The following is a 17939-nucleotide window of genomic DNA, read 5'->3' as shown; positions in this document are numbered from 1 at the left end:
TGTATCTTAATGCGTCTACTATTCTCTAAAACGTTGGGCTATATAAGCATGTGTTAGGTATTTACCCTATATTGCTAATGGGTAGGCGAACCAAAACTAACCAATATAGCTACTCCAACCAAGGCAACGGCAGACCATACAATAGTTGCTTTAGTCGCCCGTTCACCAAGTACCCATGCAACCCCTAGCGACATTAATGCGCTTGTAGCAACAAGGGTTTGAACCACGGCCGCTTTCGCATAAGCGAATGCAAACATTTGTAGGTAAATAGCAGCAGTAGTGCCAAGTAACGTGGCTAACACAAAAGCAGGCCATACACGTTTTCCGCTGTCGCTTTCATAGTTAATAACGGGCATATAGCGCGTTTTGGTTATGGCTATAAATGGCACCACAAATACCATACCGCCAACTAAGCGTAAGAACGCAGCGCTGGCAGCGTCAATTTCACCGGCACTTAAAATGTCGCGGCTAACTACGGCACCAACTGCCTGACATAACGCCGCGCCCACACCATACAAATAGCCACTGGTAGCAAATACATGAGTAGTGCTGCGTTTACGTACCTTTATAACCATATCTACCGAAAACAGTACCACTGCAACGCCAACCCACTGCTGCCAGGTAATCCATTCGCCAATAAACGCCATAGCAAAAAGGGCAGTGAATAAAGGCGCAAGGGTTTCGGCGACCAACACCGCTTGGCTATCGCCAATGCTTTGCAAGGCTTTAAAAAAGCAGGTATCGCCAATGCCTATACCAATAAGCCCGCTAAGCAATAGCCACAAAATAGCATGAGTACTAAGCCCCGTTGGCTGAACCACTACTAAAACCAGTGCCAAAATGGCAATAGAAATAAGCCCCTTCCAAAAGTTCATGGTAAGCGGCGAAAATGCGTTACCCGTTCCACGGAATAAACGCGCAGCAATTGCCCAACAAAGCGCTGTACCTAGCGCAGCAAAAACACCCATAAATTACCTGTTAGAACTTTGCCACAAAATGCAGGGGTAAATAAGTAGCTTGCCAAAAAGAGCGGCTATGCTAATGCAAGGTGTGGGCGGGGTAAACTTAAATCACATCAGTAGTTTTTAACTAAATATATTGAAGCCTTAAGCAAACGTAACTGAAGGCTAATGGCTTTCGTGGCATTATATTGGCGGTAAAATAAAAGAGTAAGAGTAGTGCTGCATGATTCTGAGCAGGCGCTTACTAATTGCAATAACGACAGCGAAGTAAAAGGGCTAAAAAAGCGTGAGTATTGAGCAGATGAACTTAACCGGCATTAAAGGTGTAATATTCGATTTAGACGGCACCTTGGTAGAATCTAGCCTTAACTTCACGCAAATGCGCGCCGACGTGGGCTGCCCACAAAACGAAGATATTCTTACCTTTGTAGATGCCCTTAGCTGCGCCGAAGCCAAAGCGAGTGCGCACCGAGCTATATTGCAGCACGAACTTGACGATGCGCAAAATGCTAAGTGGTTACCCATTGGCAAAGCCATGGTGGAAAAGGTGCAGGCACACAAGCTCCCCATGGCAATCGTTACCCGCAACTGCCGACAAGCCACCGCAATTAAGGTAGCAAATAACAGCATTCCCATCGATTACGTGCTAACCCGCGAAGATGCCCCAGCCAAGCCCGACCCAACCGCATTACTGATGGTGGCGAACACATGGCAGCTTCAACCTGAAGACTGCCTGTATGTAGGCGACTTTATTTATGACCAGCAAGCCGCCGAGAATGCTGGGATGAGGTGGTTGTTGGTTTAAATATCAATCATTAACTCCCGGTTTCTTCGGTTTTATAGGTCCTATCGGCAAAATCACGTAAAAGTCTTTACTAAATGCTGATGAAATGGCTCCACCATATACTTTAGTATACTCTTCGTCTGCAAGCTCTTGCATGTTTGTTTTTTGTTCGATATTCATGTCTTTTCCTTTTTATATTATTGATTCTCAAGCTCGAGTGAGCATTCATAAAGTAATAGTTGGACAGGGATGTAAGACATGTTTACTGAGACAGTTTATCAATTTCGGCTGAAAATCCACGCTTGTGTCTCAATACTTCTATTTTGTTTTCTAATTATTCCAAAATTGAGCCAGGCAATTGGTATTAATTTGGAAGGAGTGACTTCATTCGATGGGATTCCTTCAGGTGTTATTCGCGATTTGGAGGTATCCGATAAAGTAGTCTATGTAGCTGCTGAAAATGGTGTATTTGAGGTAATTGGAAATGAATCCGAGAAGTTAGAGTTCAATACATTCGATCAGGCTACGGGAATTATCTCTGATATTCATATGAATGACTCTGACCTCTGGATTGTTGAGTACGGAGTGGGCGTTTTTAAAGTTAATTTAAAAACCAAAAAGTCGCAAAAAATGTTCAGCGAGCGTGATTGGTCGAGCTCTGTTTGGAGTATGGCGATGACACCCACGCATCTTTATTTCTCATTAATTGACGATGTTATTAAAGTAGATAAAAAAACAGGGCGGTCAACGAGTATAAACTCTCAGCTAAAAACCTTTAAATTAAACAGTGTTTACTCTCTTTTTGCCAACAACAATGATGTCTATATTGCTTCCGACAAAGGTTATATTTCAATTGAAGGGACTCAAAATAGCCCTCAAGAATTTAAGCTGGGCGATACACTACCACTACTTTCTAGTGCAACCTTCATTAAGGTGATAGATAACGAGTTATATATTGGCGGTATAGAAGGATTATATATTTTAGGTAGAAAGGAGCGTTATATTCCAACCGAAGGAATTAGCGGGACTTTCATTCATGATGTGGTCAAAGACGATGAAGGAAAGATTTGGGTTTCCGATGGTCGGTTATTAATGCTAGAAGGTGAGAAGTTTTCGGCCCCTTCTTTCATGAATCCAATACTTACGTCTGAATCGATTAGATCGATAACCAAGATAGCAATAGGCCCTTTCAATTCAATTTTAATTGCTTCATCTCAATTAGGTTTAATTTCATTACCTAAAACAAAGGTAGTGACAAACTTAGTGTCATTTAAAGGTAGTGTCTTAAGAGAAAATATTCAGAAAACATCAACAAACGAAACCGAAACAGTTGTTCGAACTGAGAATGGCCTTTTTACGCTAAACGAGCGAAATGGAGAGTTGGTAAATAAATTCTCAGAAAAAAAGGACACAAATTTTTGCACTTCCAGAGAAGAGAAAATTTTTCTACAGCTAAAAGAACTTAGTCCTTCATTACTTTGTAAGAGTAGCTTCGCACACTCTATCATCGAGAGTAAAAACGCCTTTTATTTCTACTTTGATGATGGAGAGGAGGCGAATTACTACTATGTCGTTGATAACACTATACAAGACATCATTAAAGCACCTAAGAGAGTTGTCTACAGTGTCCTCTTGAGCGGTGGAGAGCTCGCTGCATTTGATGAGTTTGATGACGTCCATTTTCAGTTATCTAAATTTAATTGGCGAACGATTACTGCTGAAGAAGGCCACTGGTTTGGACTCCAGTGTTTAATAGAGTTAGAAGAACAATATTTACTATGTACATCAGGTGCTGGATTAAAAGAAATAGATAAGAAAAGCGGTTCTGTGAGTTCTTCGGCGATTTCAGGCCTAGAAAGCTTAAGATTTATTAGAGGAGCCATGGTTACTGAAGAAAACCACCTTTGGATTGCATCTAATATGGGCCTTTTTATTAAGCCCCATCACAGCGAGTCAGCTTCTAAAGTAGGTATTCAATTTGGACTATTCGATACAGACTTTGAGTACAAAAGTTTCGAACAGTTAAATGAGAAAGTGCTAGTCAAAGGAGATAAATATAGTTACTTACTGGATGAGAAAAAGCTAATTGAAAGTCTCAATACGTTTTCAGCTATGGATGTGTCGACTGTTCTTAGTTACGTTCAGTGGAGCGATGGAGAAGGGCAGCATATCGTTTATTTTCCTGAGTCTTTCGACTTTAAATTCGACAGAAGTTTTAAGGAAGTAACGTTTAACTTTGTTGTCAGTGATTTCTACAATAAAAGTAGGGGCATTGAATTTAAATTGGATGACGACGCTTGGGTTTTCCATAACAAACCAGCGATGAACTTAACATTGAGTGACATGAATACTGGTGCTCATACCCTCAAAGTAAACATTTCAACTGATAAAGGGCCTTCAAAAGAGCTGACAATTCACTTCCAAATAGAACCGCCGATTTGGACTTCTTATATTGGGTATATAATATACTTGGTTACCTTAGCAGTAGTCTTATGCCTATGGAAAGTGGGTGTGTTAAGTAAGCTATATGAGAAATTCAAAACAACCAAAGCCTACAACCATCTTACCCGCTACGAAATAACAGATGGGCAATCAAAATTTGAAAAAATGCTCCGTAGTAAAGAGCGATTCATTAACGAAATCACGCACGAACTTCGCACGCCTATTCAACTCATCAACGGTTCGTTAGAAAACATGTCTCATACGTCCAATTTAGCGAGTAAAGAACTAATTTGCGTTCAGGACAACATGAAGAGAGTTGAGCAGTTAGTAAATCAAATGAGCCAAGATGTGCCTAAGGCTTCGGCTGCTGCCGACTACTACAGGACTTACTCACCAGATAATATAAAGTTTATCGCATTATCATTGGAGCCATTAGCTAAGCAGAAAAGACAGAGCTTGGAGGTGCGCATTAAGGGGAAAAAAGAGATTTCCCTTATCAATGACAGTTTAGAGAAAATCTTGGCAAACTTAATTCAAAACGCAATTAGGTTCACTCCAGAGCTTGGCACGATAAAAGTCGTTGCTACACAAGATAGCAAAATGCTTAAAATTATCGTAAGTGACGATGGAGAAGGAATAGAAGACCATCTACAAAATAAAGTATTCGAAAGGTTTACCAAAGGGAGCGGCGAACACGAAGGTCTTGGCATCGGTTTAGCAATGGTCAAAACTTTAGTTGAATTGAACCAAGGTGAAATTGCTTTAGAGAGTCAAAAAGGTGTTGGAACAAAAGTTACCGTCACTTTACCCATTGACGATATTGAATACGTAAATTCACATGCTGAAAAATTGTCACCAGCAAACGCTAAGTCGAATAAAAAATCAATATTAATTGTTGATGATAGCAGAGAGTTTCGCTCTTATTTGTTTGATATGTTTTCTAGCAAGTATCGCTGTCTAGTCGCGCGAAATGGTGTTCAGGCGTTAGATGTCATGCAGCACTACTTGGTCGATTTAGTCATCACCGATCAAATGATGCACGAAATGGATGGACTGAGTTTAACAAAAGCAATTCGCAGCAATACTAGCTATGCCAATATCCCTATACTTATGCTAACCGCTGAAACAGGGGCTGAGTTAGAAAAATCAGCATTAGAAGAGAAGGTGGATTATTTCTTGGCAAAGCCTGCATCTAATGAGGAAATTACTCTTAGGGTTGAGCATTTGCTGTCGGTCAGAGAAGCAAAAGAACGAGAAGAAGAGGAAAGTGAAGAGCCAGCATTTAAATTCGGATGCCTGAAAATTCCCGAGTTTGATAACGAAAAGGATATGGCGTTCTATTTAAATTTTATCGCTGTATTGGAAAAGAACTATCACAATGAGTCATTCAATAGAGATCAGGCAGCCTCGCAGTTATTGATAAGTCCAAGAAGCTTGAACCGACGGATGTCAGAGTTGTTTGACTACAACTTCAGCGAGTTTCTTTCACGCTTTAGAATTGAAAAATCCATTCCGTTATTACTCGAGGGCAATAGCATTCTAGATACCTGTTTGGACGTAGGGTTTGGCACCGCTGCTTACTTTTCTACGTCCTTTAAAAAGGTCATGAACTTACCGCCCAAAAAGTTTGTGGAACAATACAATAAAACAGTAGCGTAAAGACAAGATCTGACAGTACTAAATATACCTACGCCTTTCCGCCAAAAAGCCAATCAACAGAAACGATGCTACATAGCCTGCACCTTGGTACTGCCAGGGTAAGTAGGCTAGGGTGTGTTTTAAGAACGGAGCGCCGTACAAGGTTAGTGCGCCATAGCCAAAGGCACACAGCACTACAAACAAACTAACGCGAATGGTGAAATGGTAAGGTGCCAGTATGCGTTTTACATGGCCGTTAATCAGGTCGCCGTACACCACTAAAATAGTGGCCATAAGCATAATGCTCATTTCGGTGTAATAGGGGCTTAAGGCGCGAGAAAGGGCACTGAAAAGTTCACTCATAAAATTACTACTATTATGACGTTTTTACTGTGTGCCCATTATAACCACGGCAAGGCCAAAAGCGTTAGCTAACGCCTTTATTAAGTGCGCTTACTGCTTTAAAACCTTGCTCTATAGTGGCAATGCGGTCGGTGGTTTGATCGCGCTCTACAAATTTATGTTCAATACCGGCTAACTTGCCGTGCGCGAATATCTCTTTAAAGTTAATCGTGCCTGTGCCCACATCAGCAAAGCTGCCGTCTTCGGCCATATCTTTTACATGCCAAAGTTTAAAGCGGCCTGGGTACTGCTTAAAGTAATCAACGGGGTTTTTACCGGCTTTTACCGTCCAGTATAAATCCAGCTCCATGGCAACAAGATCAGGGTCGGTCTGAGTTATAAGCACGTCTAATGGTGTCTTTCCGTCACGTACTTCAAATTCAAAATCGTGGTTGTGGTAGGCAAGCGTAATACCTTCTTTCTTACAGGCTTCACCAATAGTGTTTAGCTTATCGGCAAGGGCTTGGTATGGCGCAATGCCTGTACCGCGCTGCGCTTCGCTAAGCCAAGGAACTACCAAGTACTTGTGACCAACGGTTTGTGCGTCATCTAAAATTTGTGTCAGGTTAGTATCGAACGCGTCTAACTGAATATGAGCCGAAGGCGCAGTAAGGCCATTGTCATCAAGCAGTTGCTTAATTTCCTTTGCGCTATGGTCAAAGTAGCCTGCAAATTCCATTTCCGAATAACCAACATCGGCGACCAGTTTAAGCGTAGCCGGCACACTTACTTTCATAATATCTCTAAGCGTGTAAAGCTGCAGACCAACAGCACTTTTGTGCATGCCCTTCATCATAGCTCCTTTATCACTGCCATGCCCCTGAACCGAACTAGTACGTGCCAAAACAGCAGGAGCGCTCATAGCCGCCAGTAAACCAGATGAATATTTAATGAACTGTCGTCTTGAAACGCCAGAGCCAATATTACTGGCCGCGTCTAAAATTGCTGTCTTACTTAAGTTTGTTTTACTTAAATTCACTGCTTGCTCCTTTTCTGTAGTGGTACATTGGTGATGACGCATCGCTATCATCAATTAACCCAAAGCTTTGCCCGTGCTCTCACGCACAATTAGTTCAAACGGCATAATAACTTTGGGGGCCTTGCGAATTTTTCCGTTAAGAAGGTCCACCAGTAGCGTAACCGCCGTTCTACCAAATTCTTCTGCAGGTTGAGCAATAGTGGTTAGCGGTGGATCCACAAATGCTGAAAACGCAATGTCATCGAAACCTGCCACCGATATGTCATTAGGAACATGTAGGTTGGCTTGCTTGAAGGCTTGCATGGCACCAATAGCCGTTTCGTCGTTCTCACAAAATACGGCGGTGGGTCTACTTTGAAGGTGACTAATGGTTTCCCCTGCGTTGTATCCGGCCTGTAATGAAAAATCCCCCGGGAACAACAAGCTCTCATCAAAGGCAATATTGGCTTGCGCTAATGCGTCTTTATATCCAACCAAGCGTTCTTGGGTAAGCGGACTTGAATTAGGTCCTTTGATCATGGCTATACGGGTATGGCCTAATGAAATTAAGTGCTCGGTCATTGCTTTGGCTGCAGCACGGTTGTCTAACGACACAACAGGATATTGACCATCGTCAATCACCTCACAGGCATTCACCATGGGAAGCAGGCCATTGTCGTTGATCATCGTGGCATCAAATGGGTTGTGCGCACGTAACTGTATAAGCCCATCAGCCTGAGAAGTACTTACCATCTTGGCGTAATGGCTTTCTATTTCACTATTACCAAGCGTATTGGCAAGTAAAATGGAATAGCCCAGTTCGGCTGCCGCTTCCTGCATACCGCTAATAACACGGGCAAAAAATACGTTTGCTACCGTAGGCACCAGTACCACTAAATTATGCGTTTTTCCCGAGCGAAACTTAACTGCCATTAAGTTAGGTTTATATCCAACTGCCTGAACAGCGGCCATCACCTTATTGCGCGTTTTAGGAGAAACACGCTCAGGTTGTTGCAATGTTCTTGATACGGTAGCGACCGACACGCCGGCACTATCTGCTACATCTCTAATATTTGCCATTTACGTTATTGTTGTTTGTTAATTCACTCGCGCATTGTAAACCTAACCCAGTAGAGGTGTGGTCTATACGATGGTAGCGAATTCAAAATTTACGTGAAATTAATATGTAACCGTTTTCATTTTAAGCAAAAGAATACGCACTTTCATTAAAACGTCAAAGGTTATTTGTAGGATTTATGTAAATTTGAGCTAGTGTTATGTTCAAATTTGGTGCAGGAATAGGCGGTTAAAGGTAGTAAAGCCCCGGTATTACCTCGCCATTTGTAAACTTTAGATTAATAAAATGCTGTTTTTTGTATTGACCATTAAAATGTAACGGGTTACATTTTGTGGCATTAGTAACACCAATAGTGCGTTTGCACACAGAGGAATTTCAATGCAACCAATTCGAATGGGAATGATCGGAGGCGGGGAAGGCGCGTTTATCGGTGCCGTGCATCGTCATGCCGCAGGGTTAGATGGGAACTACCAGTTGGTGTGTGGCGCATTTAGCCGCAACGAAGAAAATAATACGCGTACTGCTTCTGCATTGAACTTATCAACATCGCGTACATACGATAGCTGGCAGTCAATGTTAGAAGAAGAAGCCAAATTACCTGAGCAGCAGCGCATGCAGGTTGTGGTTATCGTAACGCCTAATCATCTTCACGTACCTATTTCACTTGCCGCAATAAAGGCGGGCTTTCATGTCTTCTGTGAAAAACCAGCAGGGGTTAGCTTTGCAGAAGTAAAAGAGCTTCAAGATGTTATTCACGCCAGTGAATCGCTTTACGGCTTGGCTCATACCTACCTTGGTTATCCTATGGTTTGGCAAGCACGTCATCTCGTTGAAAGCGGTAAGCTGGGCAAAATTCGAAAAGTGTATGTTGAGTATCCGCAAGGCTGGTTGTCTGGCGAAGAAGAAACGCACAATAAGCAAGCGCAGTGGCGTACCGATCCAGCAATTTCTGGCGCAACGGGCGCAATGGGCGACATCGGCACTCATGCCTTTGGACTTGTTGAGTTTGTATTAAACGACAGTGTTACCTCGTTATGTGGCGAGTTAAACACGCATGTTGAAGGACGTCGTTTAGATGACGACGGCGCCGCGCTTATTAAAACTAAGAAGGGCGCATCAGGTGTGCTGATTGCTTCACAGGTTTGTGCTGGTGAAGAAAACGCATTGAAGATCCGCGTCTACGGTGACAAAGGTGGCTTGGAGTGGCGTCAAATGGAGCCAAACTCCGTTATCTATCGCCCTGTTGATGCCCCTTATCAAGTGTTTAGAGCCGGCCAGGGTCAAGTTGGGTTATGTGATGCTGCATCTGCACGTTGTCGTGTTCCAGCTGGCCACCCAGAGGGCTACTTAGAAGCAATGGCAAACTTGTATACCGATTTTGCAAAAGCGGTACGCGCGAATCAAAAAGGTAAAGCTGACGGCGTTCCAGGAATAAATTCAGGCATACGCGGAATGGTATTTATAGATGCCATGCTTGCCAGTACTGACAGCGACACCAAATGGGAGTCGGTCAGTCAGGAAGGAACGCAGTAATGCAATTAAAACATACAATGAAAAAGGTGAGCGCTTATGGCTACTAATCAACAACCTATAAAAGGGCCGGCTATCTTCCTTGCTCAGTTCATGGGAAAAGAAGCGCCGTTCGATACGCTCGAAAATATGGCGAAGTGGGCAGCGTCGCTTGGTTACAAGGGAATACAGGTACCTACTGACCCTAGTCTGTTTGATTTAGAAAAAGCAGCCGAGAGCCAAGAGTACTGCGACAACATTGCTAAAATTTGTAAAGACGCAGGCGTAGAAATCACTGAGCTTTCTACGCACTTACAAGGTCAGCTAGTGGCGGTTCACCCCGCTTACGACGAGTTATTTGATAACTTTGCGCCGGCGCACTTACACGGCAAGCCAAAAGAGCGAACCGAATGGGCAATTAATCAGCTCAAATGTGCGGCTATTGCCAGCAAGCGCTTAGGATTGAAAGCTCACGCTACCTTTTCTGGTGCGCTAATGTGGCACTTGGTTTACCCGTGGCCTCAGCGTCCTGCTGGCTTGGTTGAGCAAGGCTTTGCTGAATTAGCCAAGCGTTGGAAACCCATTCTCGATGCATTCGACGATGCGGGTGTTGACGTATGCTACGAAATTCACCCTGGGGAAGACTTGCACGATGGCGCTTCGTTCGAACAGTTTTTAAAAGCTGTAGATAACCACCCACGAGCAAATATTCTTTTCGATCCAAGTCACTTTGTTTTACAGCAGCTTGACTACCTTGACTTTATTGACCGCTACCACAGCCGGATCAAAATGTTTCACGTTAAAGATGCCGAGTTCAATCCGAACGGCAGAAACGGTGTGTACGGCGGCTATCAAGACTGGCAAGACCGCGCGGGACGTTTTCGTTCCCTTGGCGACGGCCAAGTCGACTTCAAAGGTATTTTCAGCAAGCTTACCCAGTATGGCTTCACAGGTTGGGCGGTACTTGAGTGGGAATGCTGCTTAAAAGACAGTGCGCAAGGCGCAGCAGAAGGTGCACCGTTTATCGCTTCACACATTATCGAGCCAAGCAAATATGCGTTTGACGACTTTGCTGGTGGAGAGGTTAGTGAAGCGAAGAATAATCGTATTTTAGGCCTTGAGCGCTAAGCGCCATCAATAGGATAACAATAACTATGATAACCCTACGCCTTAGTTTGATGATGTTCCTCCAGTTCTTCATTTGGGGAGGCTGGTTTGTAACATTAGGCACGTATCTATCAAATACCCTGTCTGCCAACGGTGGACAAATCGGCATGGCTTTCTCAACCCAAAGTTGGGGCGCCATCATTGCCCCCTTTATTGTGGGCCTTATTGCTGACCGGTTCTTTAATGCAGAAAAGATCCTCGGCTTATTACATATTGTTGGCGCCGTGCTTATGTACTTTATGTATCAAGCGAATGATTTTGCCAGCTTCTACCCTTATGTGTTGGCTTACATGATTGCGTACATGCCTACGCTTGCTTTGGTTAACTCAGTGTCATTCGGGCAAATGGTTGACCCATCCAAAGAGTTCGGAAAAGTTCGTGTGTGGGGCACTATCGGCTGGATTGTGGCAGGCCTTATGATTAGCTATGTCTTCTCATGGGATTCTGCCCAGTCTATTGCCGATGGTATGCTCAAAAACACGTTCTTATTGTGCAGCGTTGCCTCGCTAATGTTGGGCGTATTCAGTTTTACACTGCCAAACACGCCACCTCAATCTGGCGGTAAAGCGGTAACTATACGCGACATTCTTGGCTTGGACGCGTTGGCACTGTTAAAAGACAAAAACTTCTTTGTATTCTTTCTTTCATCTGTACTTATTTGTATTCCACTGGCGTTTTACTACCAGAATGCGAATCCTTTCCTTACGGAAATAGGCGTTGAAAATGCAACGGGCAAAATGACACTTGGTCAAGTTTCCGAAGTGTTGTTCATGTTGGCTCTGCCAGTATTTTTGAACCGTTTCGGCATTAAAGCCACGTTAGTGATAGGTATGGCGGCGTGGGTAGTACGTTATGCACTGTTCGCATTCGGAAACGCTGACGAAGGTTTGTTCATGCTTATTGTTGGTATTGCACTGCACGGTATTTGTTACGACTTCTTCTTTGTATCAGGGCAAATCTATACCAATGCAAAGGCGGGAGAAAACGTAAAAAGTGCAGCGCAGGGGCTAATTACCTTAGCGACATATGGGGTAGGTATGCTGGTGGGCTTTGCAGTGGCAGGCGCAATTACCGACACCTACACGATGGAAACCGGTGCGCATAGTTGGCAGCAGGTCTGGTTATTCCCAGCAGGGTTTGCCGCGGTTGTGTTAGTGCTATTCGCCATTCTGTTCAGAAAGGAAAAGGTGAACGCAGATGCATAACATTACCCGCAGAAAATTACTTCAAGGTATGGCTATGACAGGGGCAGGCATTGCCGGAACAGGGTTAGCAGCAGCTGGTTTAGCCACTGCGATGCCTGCTATAGCGAGTATAAACGGCACGAAAGGTAGCAACACCATGAATACGCCGCTTAAAGGAAATGTAAACCATTCGGTAAGCCGATGGACCTACGGCGATTTAAGCATTGAAGAGTTGTGCCAGACCGTAAAGCAATTAGGATTTGGAGCCATTGACTTGGTTGGTCCTGAAGATTGGCCCGTGCTAAAACAGTACGGCATCGATTCTTCTATGTGTAACGGCGCCGAGATAAGTCTTGAAGACGGCTTCATTCACAGTGAGCTCCACGACGAACTAGAAGCGCGTTATATAAAGCACATCGATTTGGTCGCTGATGCAGGTTATACAAACCTTATCTGCTTTAGCGGCAATGCCCGAGGCATGTCACGAGAAGACGGACTGGAAAATGCGGTTAAAGGGTTAAAACGCATTTTACCTCATGCTGAAAAACGCAACGTAGTGATTTTCATGGAGCTGTTTAACAGCAAAGTCGACCACCCTGATTACATGGCCGACAATTCTGCATGGGCGATAGAACTTTGCAAACGCCTAGGTTCTAAGCACTTCTCACTGCTTTACGATATCTACCACATGCAAATTAATGAGGGAGATATCATCCGAACTATTCGAGATAACTATCAGTACTTTGGCCATTACCATACGGCCGGCGTACCTGGGCGTCACGAAATAGATGCTTCACAAGAACTCAATTACGAAGCAATTGCTAAAGCCATTGTCGAGACCGGATTTAAAGGCTACTTAGCACAAGAGTTTATACCCACACCGAAAACCAAAGCCAACAGAATAGCGTCGCTACAACAAGCGATCCATATCTGTGATGTGTAACGTGCGAACAGGCACAGCGACGAATTAAGTTTTAAGGACGTGTTATGGCGAGTAACGAATATGATGCAATAGTTATTGGATCTGGTATCAGTGGCGGTTGGGCTGCTAAGGAGCTAACTGAGAAGGGCCTAAAAGTGCTCATGTTAGAACGTGGCCAAAATATCGAGCACATTAAAGATTATAAAAATGCGCACAAAGAAGATTGGGATTTCCCTCACCGAGACTTGCCTACTCAAGCAATGAAAGTGGATTATCCCGTGCTCAAGCGCGACTACCCGCTAAATGAAAAAACGTACGGTATGTGGGCAAATGAAAAAGAAAACCCTTATACCGAAGACAAGCGCTTCGACTGGTACAGAGGTTACCACGTAGGTGGACGCTCACTTTTGTGGGGACGCCAAAGCTACCGTTTGAACAAAGAAGATTTCGAAGCCAATGCTAAAGAAGGCATTGCAGTCGACTGGCCTATTCGCTACGACGATTTGGCACCATGGTATGACTACGTAGAAAAATTCGCGGGTATCAGTGGTAATCGCGATGGCTTAGATGTATTGCCTGATGGTGTATACCAGCCACCAATGCCAATGAACATTGTAGAGGAAAGTGTTGCGGCGCGGGTGAAAAAGGCCTATGAAGGCGCGCGGCACATGGTGCATGGCCGCACTTCAAACATGACACAAAGCAAGCCCGAAGAAGGACGTGTTCATTGCCAATACCGCAATAAGTGCTGGTTGGGTTGTCCTTTCGGTGGCTACTTCAGTACACAAGCATCTACGCTTCCAGCTGCGGTTAAAACAGGTAACTTAACCCTTCGACCTTTTTCGATAGTAAAAGAGATCTTGTTCGACAAAGACAAGAAACGCGCGACTGGCGTTGAAATTATCGATGCTGAAACCAACGAGACCTATGTATTTAAAAGCAAGATCATCTTTGTAAATGCGTCTGCACTTAACTCGGCGTGGGTACTGATGAACTCTGCCACAGACGTATGGGACGGTGGCTTAGGAAGCAGCAGCGGCGAGTTGGGTCACAACGTTATGGATCACCACTTTAGAGTCGGTGCTTCAGCTGAAGTTGAAGGTTTTGACGACAAATATACCTACGGTCGCAGACCGAGTGGCTTCTATGTGCCAAGGTTTAGAAACTGGGGAAGTGATAAACGAGACTACCTGCGTGGATTTGGTTATCAAGGCGGCGCAAGCCGTTCAGGTTGGCGCAAAGACATAGCTGAGCTTGGTATAGGTGCTGGACTTAAAGATGCGATAACCGAGCCTGGTCCATGGACAATAGGCATGACAGCGTTTGGTGAAATTCTTCCGTATCACGAGAACAAAGTGTACTTGAACAAAAAAGTCACCGACAAATGGGGCTTACCAGTACTCGCAATGGATGTAGAGATTAAAGAAAACGAGCTTAAGATGCGTAAGGACATGCAGCAAGACGCGATTGAGATGTTTGAAGCGGCTGGCCTTAAAAATGTTCAAGGCTGGGATGCAGACTACGCACCTGGTATGGGCATTCATGAAATGGGTACGGCGCGTATGGGAAGAGATCCTAAAAGCTCTGTGCTTAACGCGCATAACCAAGTATGGGATGCACCGAACGTATTCGTGACCGATGGTGCGGCAATGACATCGGCCAGCTGTGTTAACCCTTCACTGACCTATATGGCATTAACGGCGAGAGCCGCAGACTTTGCCGTAGAAGAGTTAAAGCGAGGAAATCTATAATGGAACGCAGAGAACTACTTAAACTCATAGCAACTGCTACAGGCACAGCATTGTTCGCAGGTAATGTACTTGCCTACACAGATGTGCCCGCTGTACCGCTTAGCGACACATTATTTAATGAAAAAGATGTGGCTTTGCTGAATGAAATGGGTGAGGTGATCATTCCTCAAACTGACACGCCTGGAGCAAAAGCGGCCAACGTTGGCGCGACAATGGCTGTGTTGATAACCGATTGCTACACACCTTTGCTTCAGAAAACCTTTCTTGATGGCATTAAGAAAATATCTTCGTTATGTCAAAGTCGTTTCAACAAGCAATTTGTTCAGCTTACCAAGCAAGAACGAGAGGCTTTATTTAACGACCTGGATGTAGAAGCGAAAGCGGCGAATCTTGCTAACGGTGTTTATCAAGGTGTTGAAACAGGAAAGCCAAGTCAGTGGGAGCCAGGCACCGATGAGCCAACCCCTCACTACTTTACGTTATTAAAACAGCTAACACTTTATTGCTTTTTCACGTCTCAAGTTGGCGCGACTAAAGTACTTCGATATGTGGCTATTCCTGGACGTTACGACGGTGCATTCCCTTATAAAAAGGGCGACAAAGCGTGGGCAACCTAAGCCTGCGCTATCGAGCTGCCAAACACAACACAGTTATACAACGGATAAAACAAGGTACTGACACTATGAATAAAACACTCGTCGCTTCAACTGTGGCTTTACTTATGCCACTCTCTGCATGCGCAACGACAGATGCAGATACTGAGAAAAGCGAATCGCGGTTAACCCGCGAACAACAGGCCGCTAAAACAGAAGTTTGGGAACCTGTTCCTGAAGTGGTTTCTTTTGATAAGGCAGGCGTGCCCTCTGATGCCATCTCTTTAATTGGTGATGACCTATCTAACTGGACTTCAGTAAAGGAAGGTGATGCTAAGTGGACGCTGGAAAACGGTGTTCTAACAGTGAAGCCGGGAACAGGCGATATCAAAACGAAAGCAGAGTTCTGTGATGTTCAGTTGCACGTAGAGTGGAAAGCGCCACAGCCAGAAGCAGGTATGGAAGGACAACAGCGCAATAACAGTGGTATCTTCCTGCAGCAGCGATATGAAATTCAAGTCTTGGACTCATATCAGAATAAAACTTATCCCAATGGTCAAGCGGCAAGTGTTTATAAGCAAACTATTCCTTTAGTTAACGCTATGAAGGCCCCTGGCGAATGGCAAACTTACGACATCATATATAAAGCCCCTACCTTTAACGGTGAAGCGCTAGCAACGAAAGGTTATGTTACGGTAATACATAACGGCGTAGTGGTTCAGAATCATACTGAAATTCAAGGGACAACAGAATGGATCGGTGCACCTAAGTACAAAGCTCACGGATGCGCACCGCTTCAATTACAAGATCACGGCAACTTAGTAAGCTTTAAGAATATGTGGGTAAGACCACTTTAAAAAGCTAGTCGATAGATATCTTCAATCTCTTCAATACTCAATTGCTTGGGATTATTGCGAAGAAGGCGAGTTACTTTACTCGCCTCTTCTGCTAATTCACCTACACAAGAAGGCGGAATATTGAAGTGGGTGAGTGAAGCGGGAATGCCTACATCGCGACACAGTTTTTCTATAGCAACTAATAATAGTTTAATTGCTTCCTCTTTTGAGTGGTGGCGCTCACATACCTTTAAAAGCTTAGCCACACAATAAAGTTTGTCTTGGCAGAACGGCGCATTTACTTTCAATACATGAGGTAGCATTACCGCGTTACTCATGCCATGTGACAGATGAAACCGTCCCCCTAGTGGATAAGCTAAGGCATGTACTGCCCCCACGCCCGCGTTTCCAAACGCAAGACCGGCCATTAAACTGCCGGTGGCCATATCTTCACGTGCTGATAAGTTCTCACCATTGTTATAAGCGTGAAGTAATGAATTGAAGATAAGCTTCAGTGCTTTCTCTGCCAGAGCGTCGGTTATCGGACTAGCATTTACACTTATATAGGCTTCAAGCGCGTGAACGAATGCGTCTATACCGCTTGCTGCTGTAATGGACTGTGGGCATGTTTTTGTCATCTCCGGTGCAACAATCGCAACATCGGGTAGAAGGCAGGGACTAACAATCCCTTTTTTCATCTGTGCTATCGGATCTGACAAAATAGCAATGTTGGTAACTTCTGAACCTGTACCGGCGGTAGTGGGGATAACAATAAGAGGCAAACGACGTTTCGAAAGCGTATTTTCTCCGAAGAGTTCACTGAGGGGGCCAGTATGATCGTATGTAGCTGCAAGTACTTTTGCACTATCAATAGCGCTACCTCCACCAAGAGCAATAATTCCGTCTACTTGCTTCTCACGAAGTATCGCTAACTTATCTTCTATGATATTCACTTCAGGCTCTGGTGGAATGTCATCAATAATAAGTAAGGGTGAAGAGGGTAATAGTGTGAGTAGTTGCTCAAGAAGACCAGATGAAGAAACGCCCTTGTCAGTAACGATGGCACATTCCTTTATGGATAATCTCGCCATTTCATCCGTGAGGGCTTTAATAGCGCCAAGACCCGTTATGAGTTTTCCAGCGGTTTTAAATTCAGAAACCTTCATGCAACCCCCTCAATAATCCACGTACACGTTCAAATACTGTTCTATTAATTTATAGTACACAGCGTGACTTACCAATTAACTAACCTTATAGATCGTGAAAAGCGCGGTGAATTAGTAGTTTTTATGAACGTATTGCACATTGTTTATGCAAACGATCGAAAAATAAGGATTTTTTTAAAATACTTGTTGACGTGAGCGCTCATTTCCCTAAAATGCGCATCCGCTTCGGGGGAAAAGCAAAACAGCAAGCCTCCTGAAGTAAGTCTCTACTACCTTTATAGGCCAGTAAAGATGGGAGTTTAGAAGAAACGCTTCAGAAAATAAATTTTCAAAAAGTGTTGACAACGAAAACTTCCAGCGTATAATGCGCACCTCACTCGAACAGGGTGAGTCACTAAGAAGCAACGGCTTCAAGTGAATGTTCTTTAAAAATTTAGACAAGACAATCTGTGTGGGCACTCGTTAAGAGTGTCACAACGACGATTCATATTTCGATATATTTAATTGAAGAGTTTGATCATGGCTCAGATTGAACGCTGGCGGCAGG

General features: G+C 44.1%; 15 protein-coding genes. 9 read left to right on the top strand and 6 right to left on the bottom strand.

Annotated features, from left to right (window positions below; translation table 11 throughout):
- Positions 1-74 precede the first annotated feature (74 nt).
- Positions 75-968, bottom strand: a complete 894-nt coding sequence (locus MHM87_RS12410) for a DMT family transporter (protein WP_239259337.1) — start codon at positions 966-968, stop codon at positions 75-77.
- A gap of 280 nt (positions 969-1248) precedes the next feature.
- Between MHM87_RS12410 and MHM87_RS12405 the strand changes: the two genes are divergently transcribed.
- Positions 1249-1767 (top strand): HAD-IA family hydrolase, encoded by a 519-nt coding sequence (locus MHM87_RS12405; protein WP_239259335.1) that lies wholly within the window; start codon positions 1249-1251, stop codon positions 1765-1767.
- A gap of 3 nt (positions 1768-1770) precedes the next feature.
- On the opposite strand, the gene MHM87_RS12400 is transcribed toward MHM87_RS12405, so the two are convergent.
- Positions 1771-1926 (bottom strand): hypothetical protein, encoded by a 156-nt coding sequence (locus MHM87_RS12400; RefSeq protein WP_239259334.1) that lies wholly within the window; start codon positions 1924-1926, stop codon positions 1771-1773.
- A 78-nt stretch (positions 1927-2004) separates the two neighbouring features.
- On the opposite strand from MHM87_RS12400, the gene MHM87_RS12395 reads away from it, so the two are divergent.
- Positions 2005-5847, top strand: coding sequence for an ATP-binding protein (locus tag MHM87_RS12395; protein ID WP_239259332.1), 3843 nt, complete (start codon positions 2005-2007; stop codon positions 5845-5847).
- A gap of 18 nt (positions 5848-5865) precedes the next feature.
- Here the strand turns inward: MHM87_RS12395 and MHM87_RS12390 are convergent, their stop codons facing one another.
- The 3 genes from MHM87_RS12390 to MHM87_RS12380 form a co-directional block, all read right to left on the bottom strand.
- On the bottom strand, positions 5866-6189 hold the full coding sequence (locus tag MHM87_RS12390) for a DUF3392 family protein (protein WP_014947959.1): 324 nt from the start codon (positions 6187-6189) through the stop codon (positions 5866-5868).
- Between the two features lie 64 nt (positions 6190-6253).
- Positions 6254-7207, bottom strand: a complete 954-nt coding sequence (locus tag MHM87_RS12385) for a sugar phosphate isomerase/epimerase (protein ID WP_239259330.1) — start codon at positions 7205-7207, stop codon at positions 6254-6256.
- Between the two features lie 54 nt (positions 7208-7261).
- Positions 7262-8266 carry a LacI family DNA-binding transcriptional regulator gene (locus tag MHM87_RS12380; protein ID WP_239259328.1) on the bottom strand — a complete coding sequence of 335 codons (1005 nt, stop codon included), beginning with the start codon at positions 8264-8266 and terminating at the stop codon, positions 7262-7264.
- Between the two features lie 376 nt (positions 8267-8642).
- Here MHM87_RS12380 and MHM87_RS12375 point away from each other — a divergent pair, with 376 nt between their 5' ends.
- The 7 genes from MHM87_RS12375 (at position 8643) to MHM87_RS12345 (ending at position 16247) form a co-directional block, all read left to right on the top strand.
- On the top strand, positions 8643-9797 hold the full coding sequence (locus MHM87_RS12375) for a Gfo/Idh/MocA family oxidoreductase (protein ID WP_069943597.1): 1155 nt from the start codon (positions 8643-8645) through the stop codon (positions 9795-9797).
- Positions 9798-9833: 36 nt separating this feature from the next.
- Positions 9834-10901 (top strand): sugar phosphate isomerase/epimerase, encoded by a 1068-nt coding sequence (locus MHM87_RS12370; RefSeq protein WP_239259326.1) that lies wholly within the window; start codon positions 9834-9836, stop codon positions 10899-10901.
- 26 nt (positions 10902-10927) lie between these two features.
- Positions 10928-12145, top strand: coding sequence for a nucleoside permease (locus tag MHM87_RS12365; RefSeq protein WP_239241390.1), 1218 nt, complete (start codon positions 10928-10930; stop codon positions 12143-12145).
- On the top strand, positions 12138-13067 hold the full coding sequence (locus tag MHM87_RS12360) for a TIM barrel protein (protein WP_239241389.1): 930 nt from the start codon (positions 12138-12140) through the stop codon (positions 13065-13067). Before MHM87_RS12365 ends, MHM87_RS12360 begins: the two co-directional genes overlap by 8 nt.
- Before the next feature lie 44 nt (positions 13068-13111).
- On the top strand, positions 13112-14797 hold the full coding sequence (locus tag MHM87_RS12355) for a GMC family oxidoreductase (RefSeq protein WP_015066066.1): 1686 nt from the start codon (positions 13112-13114) through the stop codon (positions 14795-14797).
- On the top strand, positions 14797-15414 hold the full coding sequence (locus tag MHM87_RS12350) for a gluconate 2-dehydrogenase subunit 3 family protein (protein ID WP_131138197.1): 618 nt from the start codon (positions 14797-14799) through the stop codon (positions 15412-15414). The genes MHM87_RS12355 and MHM87_RS12350 overlap by 1 nt, the downstream gene beginning before the upstream one ends.
- A 65-nt stretch (positions 15415-15479) precedes the next feature.
- Positions 15480-16247, top strand: coding sequence for a DUF1080 domain-containing protein (locus MHM87_RS12345; RefSeq protein ID WP_075177568.1), 768 nt, complete (start codon positions 15480-15482; stop codon positions 16245-16247).
- Here the strand turns inward: MHM87_RS12345 and MHM87_RS12340 are convergent.
- Positions 16244-17392 (bottom strand): iron-containing alcohol dehydrogenase, encoded by a 1149-nt coding sequence (locus tag MHM87_RS12340; RefSeq protein ID WP_239259324.1) that lies wholly within the window; start codon positions 17390-17392, stop codon positions 16244-16246. The two genes, MHM87_RS12345 and MHM87_RS12340, sit on opposite strands and share 4 nt — an antisense overlap.
- Between the last annotated feature and the right edge of the window lie 547 nt (positions 17393-17939).

This window comes from Alteromonas sp. Cnat3-28 (assembly GCF_022348265.1).
Taxonomy (GTDB): domain Bacteria; phylum Pseudomonadota; class Gammaproteobacteria; order Enterobacterales; family Alteromonadaceae; genus Alteromonas; species Alteromonas macleodii.
The sequence above is the reverse complement of the archived record's forward strand: the minus strand, read 5'-3'. Positions and strand labels throughout refer to the sequence as shown.